14 protein-coding genes are annotated in these 17,944 nt (G+C 64.5%); 4 read left to right on the forward strand and 10 right to left on the reverse strand.

The annotated features are described in order from the left end of the window. Positions 1–87 precede the first annotated feature (87 nt). Entirely contained in the window at positions 88–1,611 is a 1,524-nt protein-coding gene (locus JFC13_RS12260) for an aldehyde dehydrogenase family protein (protein ID WP_198397347.1), read from the forward strand. 166 nt (positions 1,612–1,777) lie between these two features. On the opposite strand, the gene purU is transcribed toward JFC13_RS12260, so the two are convergent. From purU to glyA, 6 genes are all read right to left on the reverse strand, one after another. Continuing rightward, entirely contained in the window at positions 1,778–2,632 is an 855-nt protein-coding gene (gene purU, locus JFC13_RS12265) for a formyltetrahydrofolate deformylase (protein ID WP_198397407.1), read from the reverse strand. Positions 2,633–2,752: 120 nt separating this feature from the next. Further along, positions 2,753–3,412: a sarcosine oxidase subunit gamma gene (locus tag JFC13_RS12270; RefSeq protein WP_198397348.1), complete on the reverse strand. Its 660-nt coding sequence runs from the start codon at positions 3,410–3,412 to the stop codon at positions 2,753–2,755. Further along, on the reverse strand, positions 3,405–6,374 hold the full coding sequence (locus JFC13_RS12275) for a 2Fe-2S iron-sulfur cluster-binding protein (RefSeq protein WP_198397349.1): 2,970 nt from the start codon (positions 6,372–6,374) through the stop codon (positions 3,405–3,407). Before JFC13_RS12275 ends, JFC13_RS12270 begins: the two co-directional genes overlap by 8 nt. Further along, positions 6,371–6,733: a sarcosine oxidase subunit delta gene (locus tag JFC13_RS12280; protein ID WP_232488543.1), complete on the reverse strand. Its 363-nt coding sequence runs from the start codon at positions 6,731–6,733 to the stop codon at positions 6,371–6,373. Before JFC13_RS12280 ends, JFC13_RS12275 begins: the two co-directional genes overlap by 4 nt. Positions 6,734–6,759: 26 nt before the next feature. Then, entirely contained in the window at positions 6,760–7,977 is a 1,218-nt protein-coding gene (locus tag JFC13_RS12285) for a sarcosine oxidase subunit beta family protein (RefSeq protein ID WP_198397350.1), read from the reverse strand. Then, positions 7,977–9,380: a serine hydroxymethyltransferase gene (gene glyA, locus JFC13_RS12290; protein ID WP_269770035.1), complete on the reverse strand. Its 1,404-nt coding sequence runs from the start codon at positions 9,378–9,380 to the stop codon at positions 7,977–7,979. The genes JFC13_RS12285 and glyA overlap by 1 nt, the downstream gene beginning before the upstream one ends. A 106-nt stretch (positions 9,381–9,486) precedes the next feature. On the opposite strand from glyA, the gene JFC13_RS12295 reads away from it, so the two are divergent. After that, a complete protein-coding gene (locus JFC13_RS12295) occupies positions 9,487–10,149 on the forward strand; it encodes a GntR family transcriptional regulator (RefSeq protein ID WP_198397351.1) in 663 nt (220 codons plus the stop codon). Positions 10,150–10,158: 9 nt separating this feature from the next. On the opposite strand, the gene JFC13_RS12300 is transcribed toward JFC13_RS12295, so the two are convergent. The 3 genes from JFC13_RS12300 to JFC13_RS12310 all read right to left on the reverse strand — a co-directional run bounded on the left by JFC13_RS12300 (position 10,159) and on the right by JFC13_RS12310 (position 13,686). Beyond that, a complete protein-coding gene (locus tag JFC13_RS12300; protein ID WP_198397352.1) occupies positions 10,159–10,935 on the reverse strand; it encodes an IclR family transcriptional regulator in 777 nt (258 codons plus the stop codon). A gap of 106 nt (positions 10,936–11,041) precedes the next feature. Continuing rightward, positions 11,042–12,292, reverse strand: coding sequence for an aminopeptidase P family protein (locus JFC13_RS12305; RefSeq protein ID WP_198397353.1), 1,251 nt, complete (start codon positions 12,290–12,292; stop codon positions 11,042–11,044). A gap of 80 nt (positions 12,293–12,372) precedes the next feature. Continuing rightward, positions 12,373–13,686, reverse strand: coding sequence for an MFS transporter (locus JFC13_RS12310; RefSeq protein ID WP_198397409.1), 1,314 nt, complete (start codon positions 13,684–13,686; stop codon positions 12,373–12,375). 261 nt (positions 13,687–13,947) lie between these two features. Here JFC13_RS12310 and JFC13_RS12315 point away from each other — a divergent pair, with 261 nt between their 5' ends. Both JFC13_RS12315 and JFC13_RS12320 read left to right on the forward strand, forming a co-directional pair. Then, entirely contained in the window at positions 13,948–14,091 is a 144-nt protein-coding gene (locus JFC13_RS12315; RefSeq protein ID WP_198397354.1) for an HAD family hydrolase, read from the forward strand. 184 nt (positions 14,092–14,275) lie between these two features. After that, the gene (locus JFC13_RS12320) at positions 14,276–15,013 is read left to right on the forward strand and encodes a mycothiol-dependent nitroreductase Rv2466c family protein (RefSeq protein WP_198397355.1); all 738 of its coding nucleotides are present in this window, start codon (positions 14,276–14,278) and stop codon (positions 15,011–15,013) included. Between the two features lie 387 nt (positions 15,014–15,400). Here JFC13_RS12320 and JFC13_RS12325 read toward each other — a convergent pair whose 3' ends face one another. Beyond that, positions 15,401–17,944 (reverse strand): cytochrome b/b6 domain-containing protein, encoded by a 2,544-nt coding sequence (locus JFC13_RS12325; protein ID WP_198397356.1) that lies wholly within the window; start codon positions 17,942–17,944, stop codon positions 15,401–15,403.

The following is a 17,944-nucleotide window of genomic DNA, read 5'->3' on the forward strand; positions in this document are numbered from 1 at the left end:
CTACATGAAATTCGAGATAATGTGATCACATCCGTCACGGCTTGTGATCGGATGAGCATCTGCCGACCCAAGGAAGTGGAGGCCTCCATGACCACCAATCCGACCACCGAAGTCGTCCGCGGCAATTCGTCGACCTCTCTGGTTGCCGAGGACGAGTTCCCACCGCTGACGCACTTCATCGACGGCGCGTTCGTCGACCGCACGACAGACGCAGCACCAAACACGGAATCAGCGTCGACGACCATCGTCAATCCGGCAGACGGCACCACCATCGCTGAGGTGGCCGAAGGCACCGCCGCCGACGTCGATTCCGCTGTGGTGGCGGCACGGCGAGCCCTGACCAACTGGCGCGAGTCGACCCCGAAGGACCGCGCCGATATCCTCTATAGGATCGCTGATCGCATCGAGGAGAACGCGGATGTACTTATCCGCCTCGAATCTCTCAACGCGGGCAAGCCGACCGTCGTATCAGAAGACGATATCTCGATGGCCGCCGACACGTTCCGCTTCTCCGCCGGAGCCGGACGTGCCTTCACCGAGTTGGGTTCGGGCAACTACGTCGAGGATCACACGTCGATCATCCTGCGCGAGCCAGTCGGTGTTGTGGGTGTAGTCGTGCCCTGGAACTACCCGCTGCTCATGGCCGCGTGGAAGATCGGCCCGATCCTCGCAACCGGGAACACGCTCGTGCTCAAGCCTTCGGAGCAGACTCCGCTGACCACGCTCAAGCTGGTCGAGCTCATTGCCGATCTCCTCCCTGCAGGTGTGCTCAACATCGTCACCGGGCTGGGCCCCGAGGTCGGGGCGAGGCTCTCGGGTCACCCGGACATCGATCTCGTGGCGCTGACCGGCAGCGTGGCCAGCGGCAAGGCAGTGGCCACCAGTGCAGGCGACACGCTCAAGCGCGTTCACCTCGAGCTGGGCGGCAAAGCCCCTGTCATCATCTTTCCCGACGCCGACCTGCAGGCGGCCGCCGAGGGTGTTCGCAACGCCGGCTACTGGAATGCGGGCCAGGAGTGCGGCGCCGGCACCCGAGTGCTCGTCCATTCATCTGTTGCGAAGGAGTTCACGAAGCTCCTGGCCGACCAGGTGCGCAGCTACGTCGTCGGCGACCCTCGCGGCGGCGACAAGGTGGAGCTGGGACCGATGATCTCGCAGGCCCATTTCGAGCGCGTCACGAGCTTCCTCGAGCGCGCGATCGCCGATGGGGCGACCCCTGTCGTCGGTGGGAATGCACTCGAGGGGCCAGGGTTCTTCATTGCTCCGACTGTGCTCGCCGACGTCGCACCCGGAGCGGAGGCCTCACAACATGAGATCTTCGGACCGGTCGTGACGATCGAGACCTTCGAGACTGAGGACGAGGCCCTCGAACGCGCCAACGAAGTGCCCTATGGCCTGGCGGCATCGGTGTGGACGAAGGACTCGGCGCGCAGCCTCGACGTTCCGCGTCACCTAGACTTCGGCACCGTGTGGGTGAACTCGCACCTCGTGCTCGCGACCGAGGTCCCCTGGGGTGGGTTCAAGGGCTCGGGCTACGGTCGCGACCTCTCGATCTACGCCCTCAACGACTTCTCCCGCACCAAGCACGTCCAGATCAACCACGCCCGCTGAGCCTGCGACCACCAGCGCATCGACGTGGCCGCCCCACCGCCCGGCCGTCGAGAGCACAGCTTAGCGTCGAGAGCACACTCCCTGGAGTCTGCTCTCGAAGCTGAGGTCGCCCCGCGATGAAATGCAGCGGCGCTGCGCCCCGGCGCCGCGACCCGGCCCCACAGACTCACCGCAGGACGACGGTGCGCTTCCCGGAGAGGAACACGCGGCCGTCGCAGTGCCACTTCACGGCATTGGACAGAGCCTTGCACTCGGCGTCACGGCCAGCGGCGACGAGGTCCTTGGGACCGAAGGAGTGGTCGACGTCGACGACCTGCTGGGCGATGATCGGGCCCTCGTCGAGTTCGCTGTCGACGAAGTGTGCGGTCGCCCCGACGGTCTTGACTCCCCGCTCCCATGCCTGGTGGTAGGGCTTGGCGCCCTTGAACGAGGGCAGGAAGGAGTGGTGGATGTTGATGGCCTTGCCCGTCAGTTCGCGCGCCAGGTCATCGGAGAGGACCTGCATGTAGCGGGCGAGGACGACGAGGTCGATCTCGAAGCGGTCGACGAGTTCGAGCAGCTTCGCCTCTGCCTCCGGCTTCGTCTCCTTGGTCACCGGGATGCGGAAGAACGGGATGTGGTGCCATTCGACGAGTTCACGGTGATCGGGGTGATTGGACACCACGGCCGCGATCTCGATGGGCAGCTCACCGATCTGGGACCGGAACAGCAGGTCATTGAGGCAGTGCTCGAACTTCGAGACCATGATGAGGACCCGACGCTTCTCCCCTTGCGGCCACAGCTTCCACGTCGCCTCGAACTCGGAGCCGATGTTTTCGAAGTCCGTGCGCAGAGCATCGATCGAGGCACTCGACTCGTCCTGGAGACTGAAGTCGATCCTGAGGAACAGGCGCTCGGCGAACTGGTCGTCGAACTGCTTGAGCTCCTTGATGTCACCGCCGTGAGTGAGGAGCGCTCCGGTGACGGAATGAAGAATTCCCGGCCGTTCGTCGCATTCCAGGGTGAAGACGTAATCCTGCATATCCACTGCTTCCTTGCTCGATGGGTGTACTCAATCATTGGGTGCGAGGCTCACGTCGGTCAACTTCGAACTCTCCGGTCGCGCCCGAGGCGCCCACGCCGACCCCGCTCCCTCCCGGTGTCAGTCGGTGAGGAATTCCGCCATCCCGTCGAGCAGCCAACGGACCGCGAAGTCCGCGAAGCTGGCCCGCGGGTAGACCCGATATTCGAGCTCCGATGAGTGGTGCACGATGACCGGAACCGGACCCATCTGGGTCGAGATCGCTGTGTCGATGCCGAAGGCACGCGGGTGCAGATCGGCGCGGACGCTCTTCTCAAGGACCTCTCTTGCCTTCGTCCCGGTCAGTTCGAGGATCGTGCGGTTGGACGAGAGATCCACGGCCTGTCCCGGCAGACCTTCGAGGGCCGCCTCGGCGACGAGGGTCTCCCCGGGCCGCTGCTGTCGGGAGACGTCGACGGTGAGGAATTCATCGGGGCTCAGCCACAGCGTGTGCAGGCTCGCGGCGTCGCCGGTGACCTCGCCCACCTGCTGCGGCAAGGTGATTCCGAGCGCAGATTCGAGCGCCTCCGCCGAGGCGGTTCCCGGGGTGGCGCGCAATCCGAGCTGGACAGCGAAGCACCGTTCCCGCAGGCCGACGGCCTGTCCGCCGGTGGCAGTGGCGGTGGCCATGTCCTCGGCGAGGTGGGCTGCCGGTGAGACGCGGAGTGCATCAAGCACCTCGGCGGGAGTGTCGAAGTTCTGCTGCTGAGTGGTCTGTGTGCTCTGGGTGGTGTCAGCCATCGCGGCGGTTCCCTTCTGGATCGTAGAAGACGGGTGAGGTGATCTCGACGTCGACGAGTTCGCCGCCGACCGGAGACTGTGCGATCTCGCCCATCCGGTTCCGGCCGTTCTCGACGAGCGCGAGGCCGAAGGGTCGGTCCATGCTCGGGGAGATGTAGGAGGAGGTGACGTGCCCGATCATCGGGACCGGTCCTGCCTCGGGAGTCACCGGGGTGCCGGAGGTGATGAGCTGCGCGCCCTCGGCCAGGCGGGTCGTGCCGTCGACCGGGAGCACGCCGACGAGGTGCTTGCGGTCCTCGCGGGATGTATCGACCCGTGAGTAGGAGCGTTTGCCGATGAAGTCCTTGAGCTTCGAGACGATCCAGTCCATGCCCGCGTCCTGCGGGGTGACGGTCCCGTCGGTGTCCTGGCCGACGATGATGAAGCCCTTCTCCGCGCGGAGAACGTGCATTGTCTCGGTTCCGTAGGGGGTGATGCCGAACTCGGCCCCCGCCTCGGCGACGGCTTCCCAGACGGTGAGCCCGTAGAAGTTCTCGACGTTGATCTCGAAGGCGAGCTCCCCGGAGAACGAGATCCGACAGATGCGCGCCGGAATGCCGCTCGCCAGGGTCGTCTCCCTGAATCCCATGAACTCGAAGGCCTCATTGGACACGTCCAGGTGCGGGGCGAGCTTCGCAATGACCTCACGGGACTTGGGTCCGGCGACCGCGACGGTCGACCATTCTTCCGTCACCGAGGTGAAGACGACGTCGAGGTGCGGCCATTCGGTCTGGTGCCATTCCTCGAGCCATTCGAGGACGGTGGCAGCGCCGCCGGTGGTCGTGGTCATGTAGTAGCGGTCCTCGGCCACGCGCAGGGTGACGCCGTCGTCGAAGACCATCCCATCGGGTTTGCACATGAGACCGTAGCGGCCCTTGCCGATCGCCAGCTTTTTGAACCCGTTGGTGTAGATCTGGCCCAGGAATTCGCCGGCGTCGGTGCCGCGGATCTCGATCTTTCCCAGGGTTGAGGCATCCTGGAAGCCGACCGATTCGCGCACAGCCTTGCATTCGCGCAGCACCGCCGCGTCCATGTCCTCCCCGTTCTGCGGGTAGAACCAGGGGCGCTTCCACTGGCCGACGTCTTCGAATTCAGCACCGTGGTCGACGTGCCAGGGGTGGATCGCAGTGATCCGGGCGGGGTCGAAGAGCACGCCCTTGCGCCGACCGGCCAGTGCCGCGAAGGGCACGGGGGCGAAGGGTGCGCGGAAGGTCGTGTGGCCGACCGAGCCCAGGTCGTCCTCGCCGAGCACCTTGGCGATCGCGCCGATGGCGTTGACCGCACTGGTCTTGCCCTGGTCATTGGCTGTCGAGATCGAGGTGTAGCGCTTGATGTGCTCGACCGAGCGCATGCCCGCGTTCATCGCCCGCTGCACGTCAGCAACGGACTGGTCGCGCTGGAAGTCGATGAAGTGCGTGGTCAGCGCCGTGTGGTCGTCGTTCGCCGAGGTGACCAGCCACAGCGGTCGGGTCTCGGCAGGGGGCACCGACGCTGCCGTCGGAACACTGAGCACGGCTAAGAATCCTGTGCGTTCAGCGGCCGCATTGCCAGCTTCGGCACCCTGCTCGAGCGCTGCTGCCAGCGAGTAGTCACCATTGATCGCGCCGGCTGTGAACTGATCGCGCACGGGCCTCGTCGGGACGAAGGCGGCGATGTCGCTCCGCCACTCGATCGGCCCCTTGCGTTGCCCGTGCAGGTGGATGACGGGAGAGAATCCGCCCGCCACGGCCAGCAGATCCACGTCGATGACCTCGGAGTCGCCGGTGGCCACACCGTCCTCGTCGAGGCCCGAGACCGTGATCGCACTGATGCGTCCGGCAGGCCCTTCCCCTGCGGCGTCGCTGACCGCGGAACCGAGGATGAGCCGGGTTCCGGTTTCCCGGGCAACGTATTCCGCCATCGCCGAGGCGGTGGTCCGGGAATCGATGATCGAGGGCACCTCGATGCCTGCCGTGTGAAGATCGGCGAGCAGTTCGTAGGCCGAGTCGTTCGTCGCAGCGATCGCGACGGACTGTCCTGCGGCGACGCCGTAGCGATTGAGGTAGGTGCGCACGGCAGAGGCGAGCATAATGCCCGGACGGTCGTTGTTGGCGAAGACGATCGGGCGTTCATGGGCTCCGGTGGCCAGCACGACCTGTTGGGCCCGGATGTGCCAGACCCGCTGGCGGGTGCCCGGGCGGGAAGGACCGCCGCTGGCTGCGGACGCACCGTTGGCATTGTCGCTGCCCCGAGCACCCGCTCCCCCGTTTTCAACGAGCTCAAGAGTGCGGTCTTCGAGGGCGACGAAGTAGTTCGAGTCGTAGCTGCCGAAGACGGTCGTGTTCGTTCGGTAGGTCAGTTCCTCCGCCTCGGCGAACGAGGCGACGGTGGACTCGATCCACTCGGCGGCGGGCATGCCGTCGACGCTGACTGCCGAATTCGACAGCAGCGACCCACCGGGAGCGGACCTGTCGTCGAGCAGCAAGGTCCGGGCTCCCGACTTTCCAGCCTCACGTGCCGCGGCGAGTCCGGCGGGACCCGCGCCGATGACCAGCACATCGGTGTGGACGTGCTTGTGTTCGTAGACCAGTTCGTCCTGGCCGGGATCGAGGATGCCGAGACCGGAGAGATAGTCGGCTTCGAGTCCTTCGGTGATCGGCACGCGGGTGGCGGGCAGCATGGATTCGCTGACGTCGCCGGGGATCCGTCCTTTTACGCGGACGAGTGCGTTGGACTCTTCGATTCCGGCACTCAGGATGCCACGGGCCCGGCCCAGGTAGGTCGAGTTGCCGCACTCGATTCGTCCGGCGGCGATGAGCGCGCTGGCGATCGTGTCACCGGCGAAGCCGGAGTACGGCTGGCCGTCGACGCTGAAGGCGATGGGGCGCGATCGGTCGATGCCGGTCGCGTTCTCGAGGCGGGAATTCGTATCTGCGGAGGTCATCGTGCACCCTCACCTTCTGCTGGAGTCGGATCCGCTTCGACTAGTGTCAGTTCCGCGGTCACCGGCTCCTTCGTCGCAGGGACCGCAGTCGTCGGACGGGCCGCGCCCATGGGGTAGATGGCTGTGAAGTCATAGGTCACGGTGTCGCGGATGGCGTTGAACCATTTGCGGCACCCGAGGCTGTGACTCCACCGTTCGGCGTAGGCGCCGCGGTCGTTGTCGCGATAGAAGAGGAATTCGGCCCACTCTGTGTCGCTGAGCGCGTGGGGGTCGGCCGGGTAGGCGACGTGTGCCTGGCCGCCGTAGTGGAATTCGGTTTCGTCGCGTGGTCCGCAGTGCGGGCAGCTGATGAGGAGCATGACTGGTCCTTCCTTGTCGGGTTCGCTCAGTGCGCCACGGCTGCGGCGCCGTGCTCGTCGATGAGGTGGCCGGTTTCGAACCGGTCGAGGGCGTAGGGGGCGTTGAGCGGGTGGGGTTCGTCATTGGCGATCGTGTGCGCAAAGGTCAGTCCGGCGGCGGGTGTGCCTTTGAAGCCGCCGGTGCCCCAGCCGCAGTTGGCGTAGAGGCCCTGGACTTCGGTCTTCGACACGATGGGCGAGGCGTCGAGGGTGACGTCGACGATGCCGCCCCAGGTGCGCAGCACGTGGGCCCGGGCGAAGATCGGGAAGAGTTCGACAGCGGCGGCCAGCTGTTCCTCGATGACGTGGAAGCCGCCTCGTTGGCCATAGCCGTTGTAGGAGTCAACCCCGGCACCCATGACGAGTTCGCCCTTGTGTGCCTGGGAGACGTAGACGTGGACATGGTTGGACATGACCACGGTCGGGTGCACGGGTTCGAAGAGTTCGGACACGAGCGCCTGCAGCGGGTGGGACTGGATCGGCAGGCGGATGCCGGCCATGTCGGCCAGCACCGAGGAATCTCCGGCCACACACATGGCAACCTTCTCGGTGGTGATGTGGCCGCGGGTGGTCTCGACGCCGACGACCTTGTCGCCGATGCGCTCGATCCCGATGACCTCGCAGTTCTGGATGATATCGACGCCCATCTCATCGCACTTGCGGGCGAATGCCCAGGCAACGTGATCATGCTTGGCGATGCCGGCGCGCGGCTGATAGGTCGCGCCCATCACCGGGTAGCGCAGGTCGTCGCCGATGTTGATGATCGGGCAGACTTCCTTGACCTGCTTGGGGTCGAGCCACTCGGCGTCGACTCCGTTGAGTGCGTTCGCATTCACCCGTCGCTGAGACTCACGCACGTCCTGCAGTGTATGGGCGAGGTTGAGCACGCCGCGCTGGGAGAAGAGGAAGTCGTAGTCGAGTTCCTCGGGCAGCTGTTCCCAGAGCTTGAGCGACTTCTCGTACATGGCTGCGGACTCGTCCCACAGGTAGTTCGAGCGGATGATGGTCGTGTTGCGGGCCATGTTGCCGCCGGCCAGCCAACCGCGTTCGAGGATCGCGATGTTGGTCATGCCGTGATTCTTCGCCAGGTAGTACGCAGTGGCCAGACCGTGCCCGCCGCCGCCGATGATGACGGCCTCGTAGGACTTCTTCGGTTCCGGGTTGCGCCACAGGAAGTCGGGGTGTTCGGGGAGTTGGTCAGCCATCAGCGTGCTCCGATTTCGTTCATGGTGGGGTAGAGCGGGTGGGCGGTCGCCAGAGCCGACACACGGTCGCTGAGCTCGGCGATGACCTGCGGTTCGGCACCGGCCTCGGCAGCGCCGGCCTTGAGCACCTCGGCGATGATGCCGGCCACCTCGGCGAAGGCAGCGGAACCGAACCCGCGGCTGGCCAGGGCCGGGGTGCCGATCCGCAGGCCGGAGGTGACCATCGGCGGGCGCGGATCGTTCGGCACGGCATTGCGGTTGACGGTGATGCCGATCGAAGCGAGCAGGTCTTCGGCCTGTCCACCGTCGAGGACGGAGTTGCGCAGGTCGACGAGGACGAGGTGGACGTCGGTGCCGCCGGTGAGGACGGTGATCCCGAGGTCGGCGACATCGGATTCGCCGAGGCGTCGAGCGAGTTCGTACGAGCCGGACAGTGTCCGCGCCTGCTTCTCGACGAAGGTCTCAGTGGCGGCGAGACCGAAGGCCACGGCCTTGCCTGCGATGACGTGCTCAAGCGGCCCACCCTGCTGACCGGGGAAGACTGCGGAATTGACCTTCTTCGCGATGTCAGCGTCGTTGGTGAGGATGATCCCGCCGCGTGGACCGCCGAGGGTCTTGTGCGTCGTCGAGGTCACGACGTGGGCGTGTGGGACCGGAGAGGGATGCAGCCCTGCCGCGACGAGCCCGGCGAAGTGAGCCATGTCGACCATGAGGTAGGCACCGACGGAATCGGCGATACGGCGGAATTCGGCGAAGTCGAGCTGGCGGGAGTAGGCCGACCAGCCGGCGACGATGAGTTTGGGCTGGTGCTCCTGGGCGAGGCGATCGACCTCGGCCATATCGATGCAGTTGGTGTCCTCGCGCACACCGTAGGCGGCGATGTTGTAGAGACGACCGGAGAAGTTGATCTTCATGCCGTGGGTGAGATGCCCGCCGGCGGCGAGGTCGAGACCGAGCACGGTGTCGCCTGGCCGGACGAGTGCGTGCATGACAGAGGCGTTGGCCTGAGCACCGGAGTGGGGCTGGACGTTGGCGTACTCGGCGCCGAAGAGGGCCTTGACGCGGGAGATGGCGATGCGTTCGATCTCGTCGACGTGTTCGCAGCCGCCGTAGTAGCGGCGTCCGGGGTAGCCCTCGGCGTACTTGTTGGTCAGCACCGATCCCTGCGCGGCCATGACGGCGGAGGCGGTGTGGTTCTCCGAGGCGATCATCTCGAGTCCCTCGCGCTGACGAGCAAGCTCCGCATCGATGAAGCCCGCGATCTGCGGATCAAGCTCGGCGAGGGAGGTGCTCAGCTCGACGGGATCTCTGCTGGCGAATTCTCCGCAGGCCCGGCTCGATGACGGGGATGTGGCCTGCGCCGACGTCGCAGTCTCGCAACGTTCCGCGAGTTGTTCTGTCATGTGATCTCCTTCGACCATTTGATCGTCAACTAATATATCAGCTGCGTTCCTGTAGTCTATGACGAGAAAACACGAAAGTGCAATGGGTGATTTCAGGAGATTGATAATGTCGTCGTCGGCTACCGTGAGCTCACCGAAGGTTTCCCTGGCCGAACGCGCCTATGAGATTCTTCGGCACCGCCTCATCATGCTCGACATCGCCCCCGGTGACCCCATCAACGAGGCGGCCCTGAGCGCAGAGCTCGAGGTCGGACGAACCCCGATCAGGGAAGCGCTCAAGCGTCTGGAGAGCGACCATCTCGTCGTCTCCTACTCCCGACGCGGAACCTTCGCGAGCAATGTCGACCTCAAAGACCTGTCGACGATCTCCGAGATGCGAGAGGTCCTCGAACCCATCGCCGCCCGCAAAGCTGCCCTCAACCTCACCCCTGAGCGCCGCCGCGAATTCGAAGCGACAATCGCCGACCTGCGCGAGCTCAGCGCCGACGATGAACCGCGCGCCCTCATGGAGCGTGACCTCGAAGTCCATCGCCTCATCTACAGCTCGGTCGACAATCCCCACCTGATGGAGACGCTCGTGCGCCTGGACGACCTGGCCACCAGGATCTGGTGCCTTGTCATCCCGCGCATTCCAGACCTGATCGGCCACATCCGCGAGCACATCGACCTCCTCGAGGCGATTCTCGAGGGCAAGGAGTCGGCTGTCGAAGCCCACGCGGCCGAACACGTCCGCGAATTCGACAAGACACTGCGCTCCGCCCTGCGCTGAGTTCTGAGGTCAGCGTCCCCCCAGACGCTGCGAGACCCGACGAGCAGTTTCCACACACCGCTCACCAAGACTCGTAATCTGCTCCGCATCGGTGCGGAATTTGGGAGCGGCGATGAGAACGGCTGCAACGAGCGCTCCCCGATGGTCGTGGACACCTGCAGCGATGCCGACCTCATTCGGTGACGTTTCAGCGTCGTTGAGCGCGTAGCCACGATCGCGATTGCTCTCCAGGAGGTCACGGTACTTGTCGAAACCGCCGGAGCTGGAGTCCAGCCCCTGGAGTGTGCCGCTGTCGACAAGGGCGTGGATCTCTTCGATTTCTTCGAAAGCAAGGAAGACCTGCACCGAAGCGCTGTGGGCGGTTTGGTACCGTGAACCCAGACTCGACGTGTGCTTGACCTGCTGGGGACTGGGAATCTGCTCGACGGTAATCGCTTCGGCCCCGTTCCACACCATGAGGGCACTGGTCTCCCCGGTATCGCGGGTCAGGTCCTGAAGCATCGGATAGGCCGCCCTTCTGACATCGAGATCGGCGAGCAAGGGCCCGGCGAGCGCGAGGATTCCGAGACCCAGTCGGTAGCGGCGGGACGATTCCTGCTCGACGATGCCCTGGGCCTCGAGTGCGGTGAGGATTCTGGACACGGTGCTCTTGTGCAGACCCACTCGCGGCGCGATCTCCGTGACGCCGAGCTCCTGCCGATCCGGGGAGAAGCAGCGGAGGATCGACACAGTGTTCTCGATGACGGAGGCACCGCGGTGGGAGGTGTCGGAAGACTGTCGAGGCATGGTGTCAGTGTATTCGTCCGCGGGCACCGACTGACGATGCCCGCAGACGTTACCGGGATCAACCCGGTCCTTCCTGTTTCAGCTCCTGCGTGAGTGGTCGTACCGCTCAGGCGGGGATGATGTTGTGCTCGGGTCCGAAGGGGAACTTCGTGATGTCCTCTGATCCGGACTCGCCGACGACGCAGATATCGTGCTCGCGGTAGCCGCCGGCTCCCGGCTGCCCCTCGAGGACGGTGATCATCGGCTCCATCGACACGACCATGCCCGGCTCGAGCACGGTGTCGATGTCCTCGCGCAGTTCGAGACCGGCTTCGCGGCCGTAGTAGTGGCTGAGTACACCGAAGGAGTGACCGTAGCCGAATGTGCGGTTCGGGAACAGCCCGTGCTCGACGTAGATCTCGTTGAGCTCGGCAGCGATGTCCTTGCACACCGCTCCCGGCTTGATCAGTTCGATCCCCCGCTTGTGCACCTCGACGTTGACGTTCCACAAGGCGAGCGAGGCCTGGTCGGGCTCACCGTAGAACAGGGTGCGCTCGAGAGCGGTGTAGTAGCCCGAGGGCATCGGAAAGCAGTTAAGACTGAGGATGTCGCCTTTGCGCACCTTCCGCGTCGTCGCCCAATTGTGCGCTCCGTCGGTGTTGATGCCCGACTGGAACCACACCCAGGTGTCGCGGATCTCCTGGTCAGGGAAGGTCTTTGCGATCTCGTGGACCATCGCCTCGGTGCCGATGAGGGCAACCTCGTACTCGCTGATGCCTTCAGTGATCGCAGCCTTGATCGCCTCTCCACCAAGGTCTCCGATCCGGGCGCTGTGCTTGATGACCTCGATCTCCTCGCCCGACTTGATCATGCGCTGACGCATCGCAGGCTGTGAGATATCGACGAGGCTCGCGGATGGGAACGCCGCCTGAATTTTATTGCGATTCTCCAGCGGCAGATTGTCGTCCTCGACGCCGAGGCGCTTCGGAGTATCGATGCCGCGCTGGCGCAGGCCCTCCCGAATCGCATAGAGGTAGTTGTCGCGACGCCAATCCGTGTAGACGATGTTCTCGCCATAGCTCGTCCGCCAAGGCATGCCCGCGTCGATGTTGGCCGTAATCGTCACCGAGTCATCTGACGTGACGACCATCGCGTAGGAGCGACCGAAGTAGGTGAAGAGGAAGTCCGAATAGTACTTGATGTTGTGATACGAGGTGAGCACGACGGCGTCGAGCTCCTTCTCGGCCATGATCGCCCGCAATCCGGTCAGCCGACGCTCCATTTCTGCGTCAGAGAACGTCAGCTTCGACTTGGAGCCGTTGTGGAGGACCTTGAGGCGCTCGAGATCGGCGACAGAGGCGGTGTTGGTGGTGGTCATGAGATCTCCTTCTCGTGTGGGTGAACCGTGGGTGAGTCGGGGTGCGTTGCGGGTGAGTAGGGAGCGGTGCGTCTGCGCGTTCAGACGTCGCGCAGAGGTTTGTGGAAGGTTTCCTTGGCACAGAGGACTGCGCTCAGGCAGACGACGGCAGCAGCCATGAGATACCAGCCGGGCGCCAGCGGTGAATTCGTCATGCCGATGAGCAGAGTGGCCATGAACGGTGCTGTGCCGCCGAAGAGGGAGTTCGAGAGGTTGAAGCTGACGGCGAATCCGCTGTAGCGGATCCTCGTCGGGAACATCTCGGCGAGGAAGGTCGGCAGCGTCCCGTCGTTGAGGGTGAGCATGCCGCCCAGCGCGATCTGGACGAGGACGACGACGGTGAAACTGCCGGACCCGAGAAGCATGAACGCCGGGACCGTGAAGATGATGAAGACGATGGAGGCGATGAAGAGCATCCGCTTGCGCCCGAACCGGTCCGAGGCCAGCCCTGTCAGCAGGATGAAGCCGATATACGTCAGCAGCGCGATCGTCGTGGCGACGAAGGATTCGGTGGCACCGTATCCCAATTCCGTCGTGAGGTAGGTGGGCATATAGGTGAGCACCACGTAGAAACCGACCGCATTGAGCAGAACCGCGCACATGGCGATGATGAGGGGTCGCCAATGGTCGCGGAACATTGCGAAGACCGGCGCCTTGATGACTTCGTCCTCTTGGGCCAGCTCACGGAAGGCCGGGGTGTCTTCGAGTCGCGTGCGTATATAGCGGCCGATGAGACCCATGGGAGCCGCGAGGAAGAACGGCAGCCTCCACCCCCAAGTCTCCAACTGCACGTCGGTGAGCACAGAGGTCAGGATCGCGGCGAGCACGGAGCCCAACAGGAGTCCGGAAGCGGTGCTGGCCGGGACCACTGCCCCGTAGAGACCACGCCGGCCTGGGGGTGCGTATTCGACGAGGAATGCCGAGGCGCCCGCGTACTCACCTGCCGCGGAGAAGCCCTGCACGAGACGGACGAGCAGGAGGAGAAGCGGCGCGAACAGACCGACCATGGCGTAGCTGGGCAGCAGTCCGATGGCGAAGGTCGAGACCGACATGATGAGGATCGACACGGACAGCGCCGATCGACGACCGATCTTGTCACCGATGTGGCCCCAGATGAACCCGCCGATCGGACGGACGACGAAGGATACCGCGAAGACCGCGAAGGTCGAGAGCAGGGCGATGTTGCCCTCGGAGGCGGGGAAGAAGACGAGTGCGATCGTGGCCGCGAAGTATCCGTACACGCCGTAGTCGAACCACTCGACGAAGTTGCCGATGAAGCTCGCCGAGATGACACGGCGCAGGACGCGTTTCTGTCTGACCGAGGGGGACGTGGCGGGAGCCGAGATCTGAGACATGGTCACACCGCCGATCTCATGGGAGCGAATATCGACATCGTTGTCTTCTCCATCATCGTGACTGATACGAAGGTGTTGCACTGCTTGCAACCCTGTTGCATAAACATTAAGGGGCTGGAGTGACAGGGTCAAGGGTGTTTTTCAAGAAGAACTTTCATCGGGCCGACCGAATCGACTCTTTTGCACGGTGCCTGTTCCGCATCCCGAGGTTCGGGCAGAATGGATTCACTGAACTTGCCCCGTGCTGTGAAGGAGAGCGTTGTGAGCGCCAGCCCCTCAATCATCGTCTTCGACGTGAACGAAACCCTTTCGGACATGTCACCACTGTCCGGGCTCTTCGAGGAGGTCGCGGCGCCCGGGACGATGGCCGAGCTCTGGTTCACCACCCTGCTCAGAGACCTGTGAGCCGACGCCAGCGGCCAGGCGAGTAACGATCATCCTTTCGGCTGTCCATGGGCTCTTCGCCGATGCGGCCTGTAATCCCGCGGAACAATGGATGTGCCGACGATAGCTGACAGGACCAGTAATGCAGCGCTGCGCCACATCCCAGGCTTGACGCTGGTCGTCAGACGGTGCAAGCGTTGGCCGCATGAACGCCGACATACGCTTCTATTTCGACCCGGTCTGCCCTTTTGCATGGATGACGAGCAAATGGGTACGGCAAGTGCAAGCCCAGCGCGACTACACCGTGGACTGGAGATTCATCTCATTGCGTGTGATCAATGCCGATGTTGACTACGATGCGCAGTTTCCACCCGAATACGAGGCCGGGCATACGGCCGGACTTCGGCTTCTGCGAGTGGCAGCTCGGGCACGAGCGGAATTCGGCCGCGAGTCCGTGAGTGCCTTGTATGCGGCGATGGGGAGACACATCTTCGATGGCGCGGCTGATTGGCCGAACCACCGTTCTGAAGACCAGGTGCGTGACGAACGCGGGACACAGGAGTTCGCGAAACCGATCCTCGCCGAGGCTGGCCTGCCCGTGGAGTTGGCGCAGGCCCTCGACGACGTAACCTGGGACGCTGAGATTCGCCAGGAGACAGGTGAGGCACTCGCGCTGACAGGGAAGGACGTGGGCACACCGATCATCCACTTCTCGCCGCCTGAGGGTGTGGCCTTCTTCGGGCCGGTGATCAGTCGGCTGCCGGACGAGGACGCGGCCGTCGAGCTGTGGGACCATGTCATCGGACTGGCAAGCTTCCCCGGCTTCTCAGAACTCAAGCGCAGTCTGCGGGAGCGACCGCAGCTTGCTGCTTTCGGCGTCGACACCGATTCAGTCGGTCAGCAGGAGGATTGGCACGGCGGCAGCCGTCGGCAGAAGAAGTGATCGGCCTGCACCGAATGCCGGTGGGCCGACGAAGACACCGCTGGCGAAGTCGGTGCTCGACTCACCGGAGGCCATGAGCTCCCACCTCTGCCCTGAGAGACTCGGTGCTTGTCGGCGAACAAGGCTGCCAGGTCACTTGGGTCGTAGGTGACAGCCTCGTCCGCCGGTGCTATCAGCGGACGAGCAGATCGCCGAACGCTCCGGGCAGGCGTTCGACGGCATCCCAAGAGCGCTCACCGAGAATTAACGTCGACGATGACGCACAAGTGCCGGTACACGTCCCGTCAAAGCGAATGGGCCCCTGCAGGACGCTATCGTCCTGCAGGGGCCCTCCTCGTCCCGCGCTTCCAGCTGCGCCCCGGAGTCGTTCCTCCGCTGCGAGCCCCGCTACCGGCTGGACACCCGGCCGAACATATTCGCGATCGGCGCCAGCAGCATTGGTCTGGCAGCGAACCAGCCTCCGACGACGAATGCCAGTGAGACCACGAACCAGATGAATCCGACCCAGTTGTCCGCGTGTGTGCCTGCGAACATGTGGTTGAGATTCTGCAGGATCCCCGTGGTGAACACGAGGAACACGTGGATGAGGACGAACACGACGAAGAAGATCATCGTCGGGAAGTGGATCGCACGAGCCAGCGGTGCCGGGTAGAACTTGTTGAGCTTCGTGGCATCCTTCGGCCACCATTCGCTCATCCGCACGCCGGTGATCGCAGCAAGGGGAGCCGCGATGAAGATGACGATGAAGTACATGAGCTGCTGGAGCGAGTTGTAGTTGACCCACGCGTTCTCAGCGGGCCACTCGAGAGTCATGTACTGCAGCATCGCCGATACCGCATTCGGGAAGACTTCCCAACTGGTCGGCACGATCCGCGCCCAGTGTCCGGAGATGAACAGCAGGACGACGAAGACAACACCATTGGCCAGCCACAGCAGATCCAGGCTCGTGTGCAGCCATAGGTTGATGCTGACCTTCTTGCCACCCTTCTTCGGGGTGTAGAAAGCCGGCGGCTTCTGCTGGTGACGTACCTGCAGACCCGAACGGATGATGAGCACGATGAAGAAGAAGTTGAGGAAGTGCGTCCAGCGGGCCCACGCGGGGAACCCTGGGTCGACGAACTCAGGCAGGTGGTATTCGCCCGGGTAGCGTTCGAGGAACTCGGGCACACCGGGCAGAGTCGTGACTCCACGAGCCGCGAGGATGATGATCCCAGCAGCGACGATGAGTCCGCCGAGTCCGAGGCCACCGAGCTTCGCCCACTGACCCACGGACTTCGAACCGATCATCGTCGGTTCCTTCTTCTTCGCGGCAGCAGGTTTGGCCGCCGCCGAGCTCGAGGCAGATTTCGCCGGTGCGGAGCTCGACTTCGCGGCAGGCTTGTCGGCCTGCTTGGCAGCCGGCTTCGCGGTCGGCTTGTCCCTGGCCTTGGCAGCGGGCTTGGCCATCGGCTTCCGCTGCGCCGGTGCTGTGGACTTCGGCAGTCCGGATCGAGAAGGCTTGTCTTCCGCCGAGGCGGCTGCTGGCTTCTCGTCCGAGCTCGACGAGGCAGCCACGGCACCGGCCGCACCTGCACCGACGGCCGCGGCTCCCGCTGCGGCGGCCGGAGCTGCCGAAGAGGAGTCGGAATCCGCCTGTGCGGAGGTGTCTGCCTGTGCGGAGGTGTCCGCAGCCGGCTTCTCAGCCGGGGCAGCGGTGTCCGCCTCTGTGGCAGCGGGCGTCGAGGCGGCGCCGGTCGACGTGCTGTCGGCCGAGCCTGCACGTGAAGCGTCCGCTTCGGTCGAGGCAGATGTCGAAGCAGAGGTGGCGCCAGCACTCGCCGGAGCGAAGCCCTCGGGCGGCCATGGGTCACCGCCGACGACGCGAGGCAATCCGCGGCGCAGCGGTGTGTCGCTGAGTTCGCCGGAGGATTTCTTCCCGGACGCGGCAACCGCCGCACCAGCGCCGACAGCTGCACCGGCGACACCGGCAGTTGCTGCAGCGGCTGGAGCTGCCGATGACTTTTCCGTCTCGGCAGGCTGTTCACCCGCAGCTGGAGCTTCTTGATCTGTCGGTGCGTTTGAGGCTTCGGCGGCCGGAGCAACCGCAGCTGCCGGCGCCGAGGAGGACGCAGAAGTGGTCGAGGCGGCTTTCGCACCAGCCGGAGCCAGACCTTCTGGTGGCCACGGATCGCCCCCGGACACGCGAGGCAGTCCCCTGCGCAGAGGAACGTCACCAGCAGGTGCAGGCTCAGTCACTGCGGACTCAGCCGGCGCAGTCTCAGCTGCAACAGGTTCTTCCGAAGCGGCTGCGTCCCGAGCGCCGGAGCCTGATGCCACAGCGGCTGTGCCCACAGCGGCTCCTGCACCCGCTGTCGCGACTGCGGCGGCAGGAGCAGCAGAGGACTCGGAGTCGGACTGAGCTTCCGGTTCGCTCTCGGCATCAGAGGTGCTCGAAGGAGCCTTCACACCGGCAGGTGCGAGGCCTTCCGGCGGCCACGGGTCGCCGCCTTCGACACGAGGCAGACCACGGCGCAGCGGAACCTCACTGCTCGCCTCGGCGACGGATTCGGACGACTCAGACGGCTGCTCCAGCGCCTCAACGGACCCTGAGCTCTCAATGAACTCTGAGCTCTCAACGACTCCTGGACCCTCATCGGAGTCATCTACTGAATTCGCATCCTCATTCGAATCTGAGGCAACAGCGGTCGTGCCCGCCGCGACGCCAGCCGCGCCGACGGCAGCCCCAGTTCCAATGGCAGCACCGGTCCCGACGGAGCCGGATTCGTCGACGGACTCGTCCGGGGCAGCCGAATCTTCCGGCTCGAAGGACTCTTCCGACACAACTGAGGCGCCCGGCTCGAGCGGCTCACCGATGACACCTTCAGGTGGCCATGGATCACCGCCCTCAACTCTGGGCAGGCCCGAGCGCAGCGAACTGGAGTAGGTGGCCAT

Source organism: Brevibacterium antiquum, from assembly GCF_016107655.1.
Taxonomy (GTDB): Bacteria; Actinomycetota; Actinomycetes; order Actinomycetales; family Brevibacteriaceae; genus Brevibacterium; species Brevibacterium antiquum.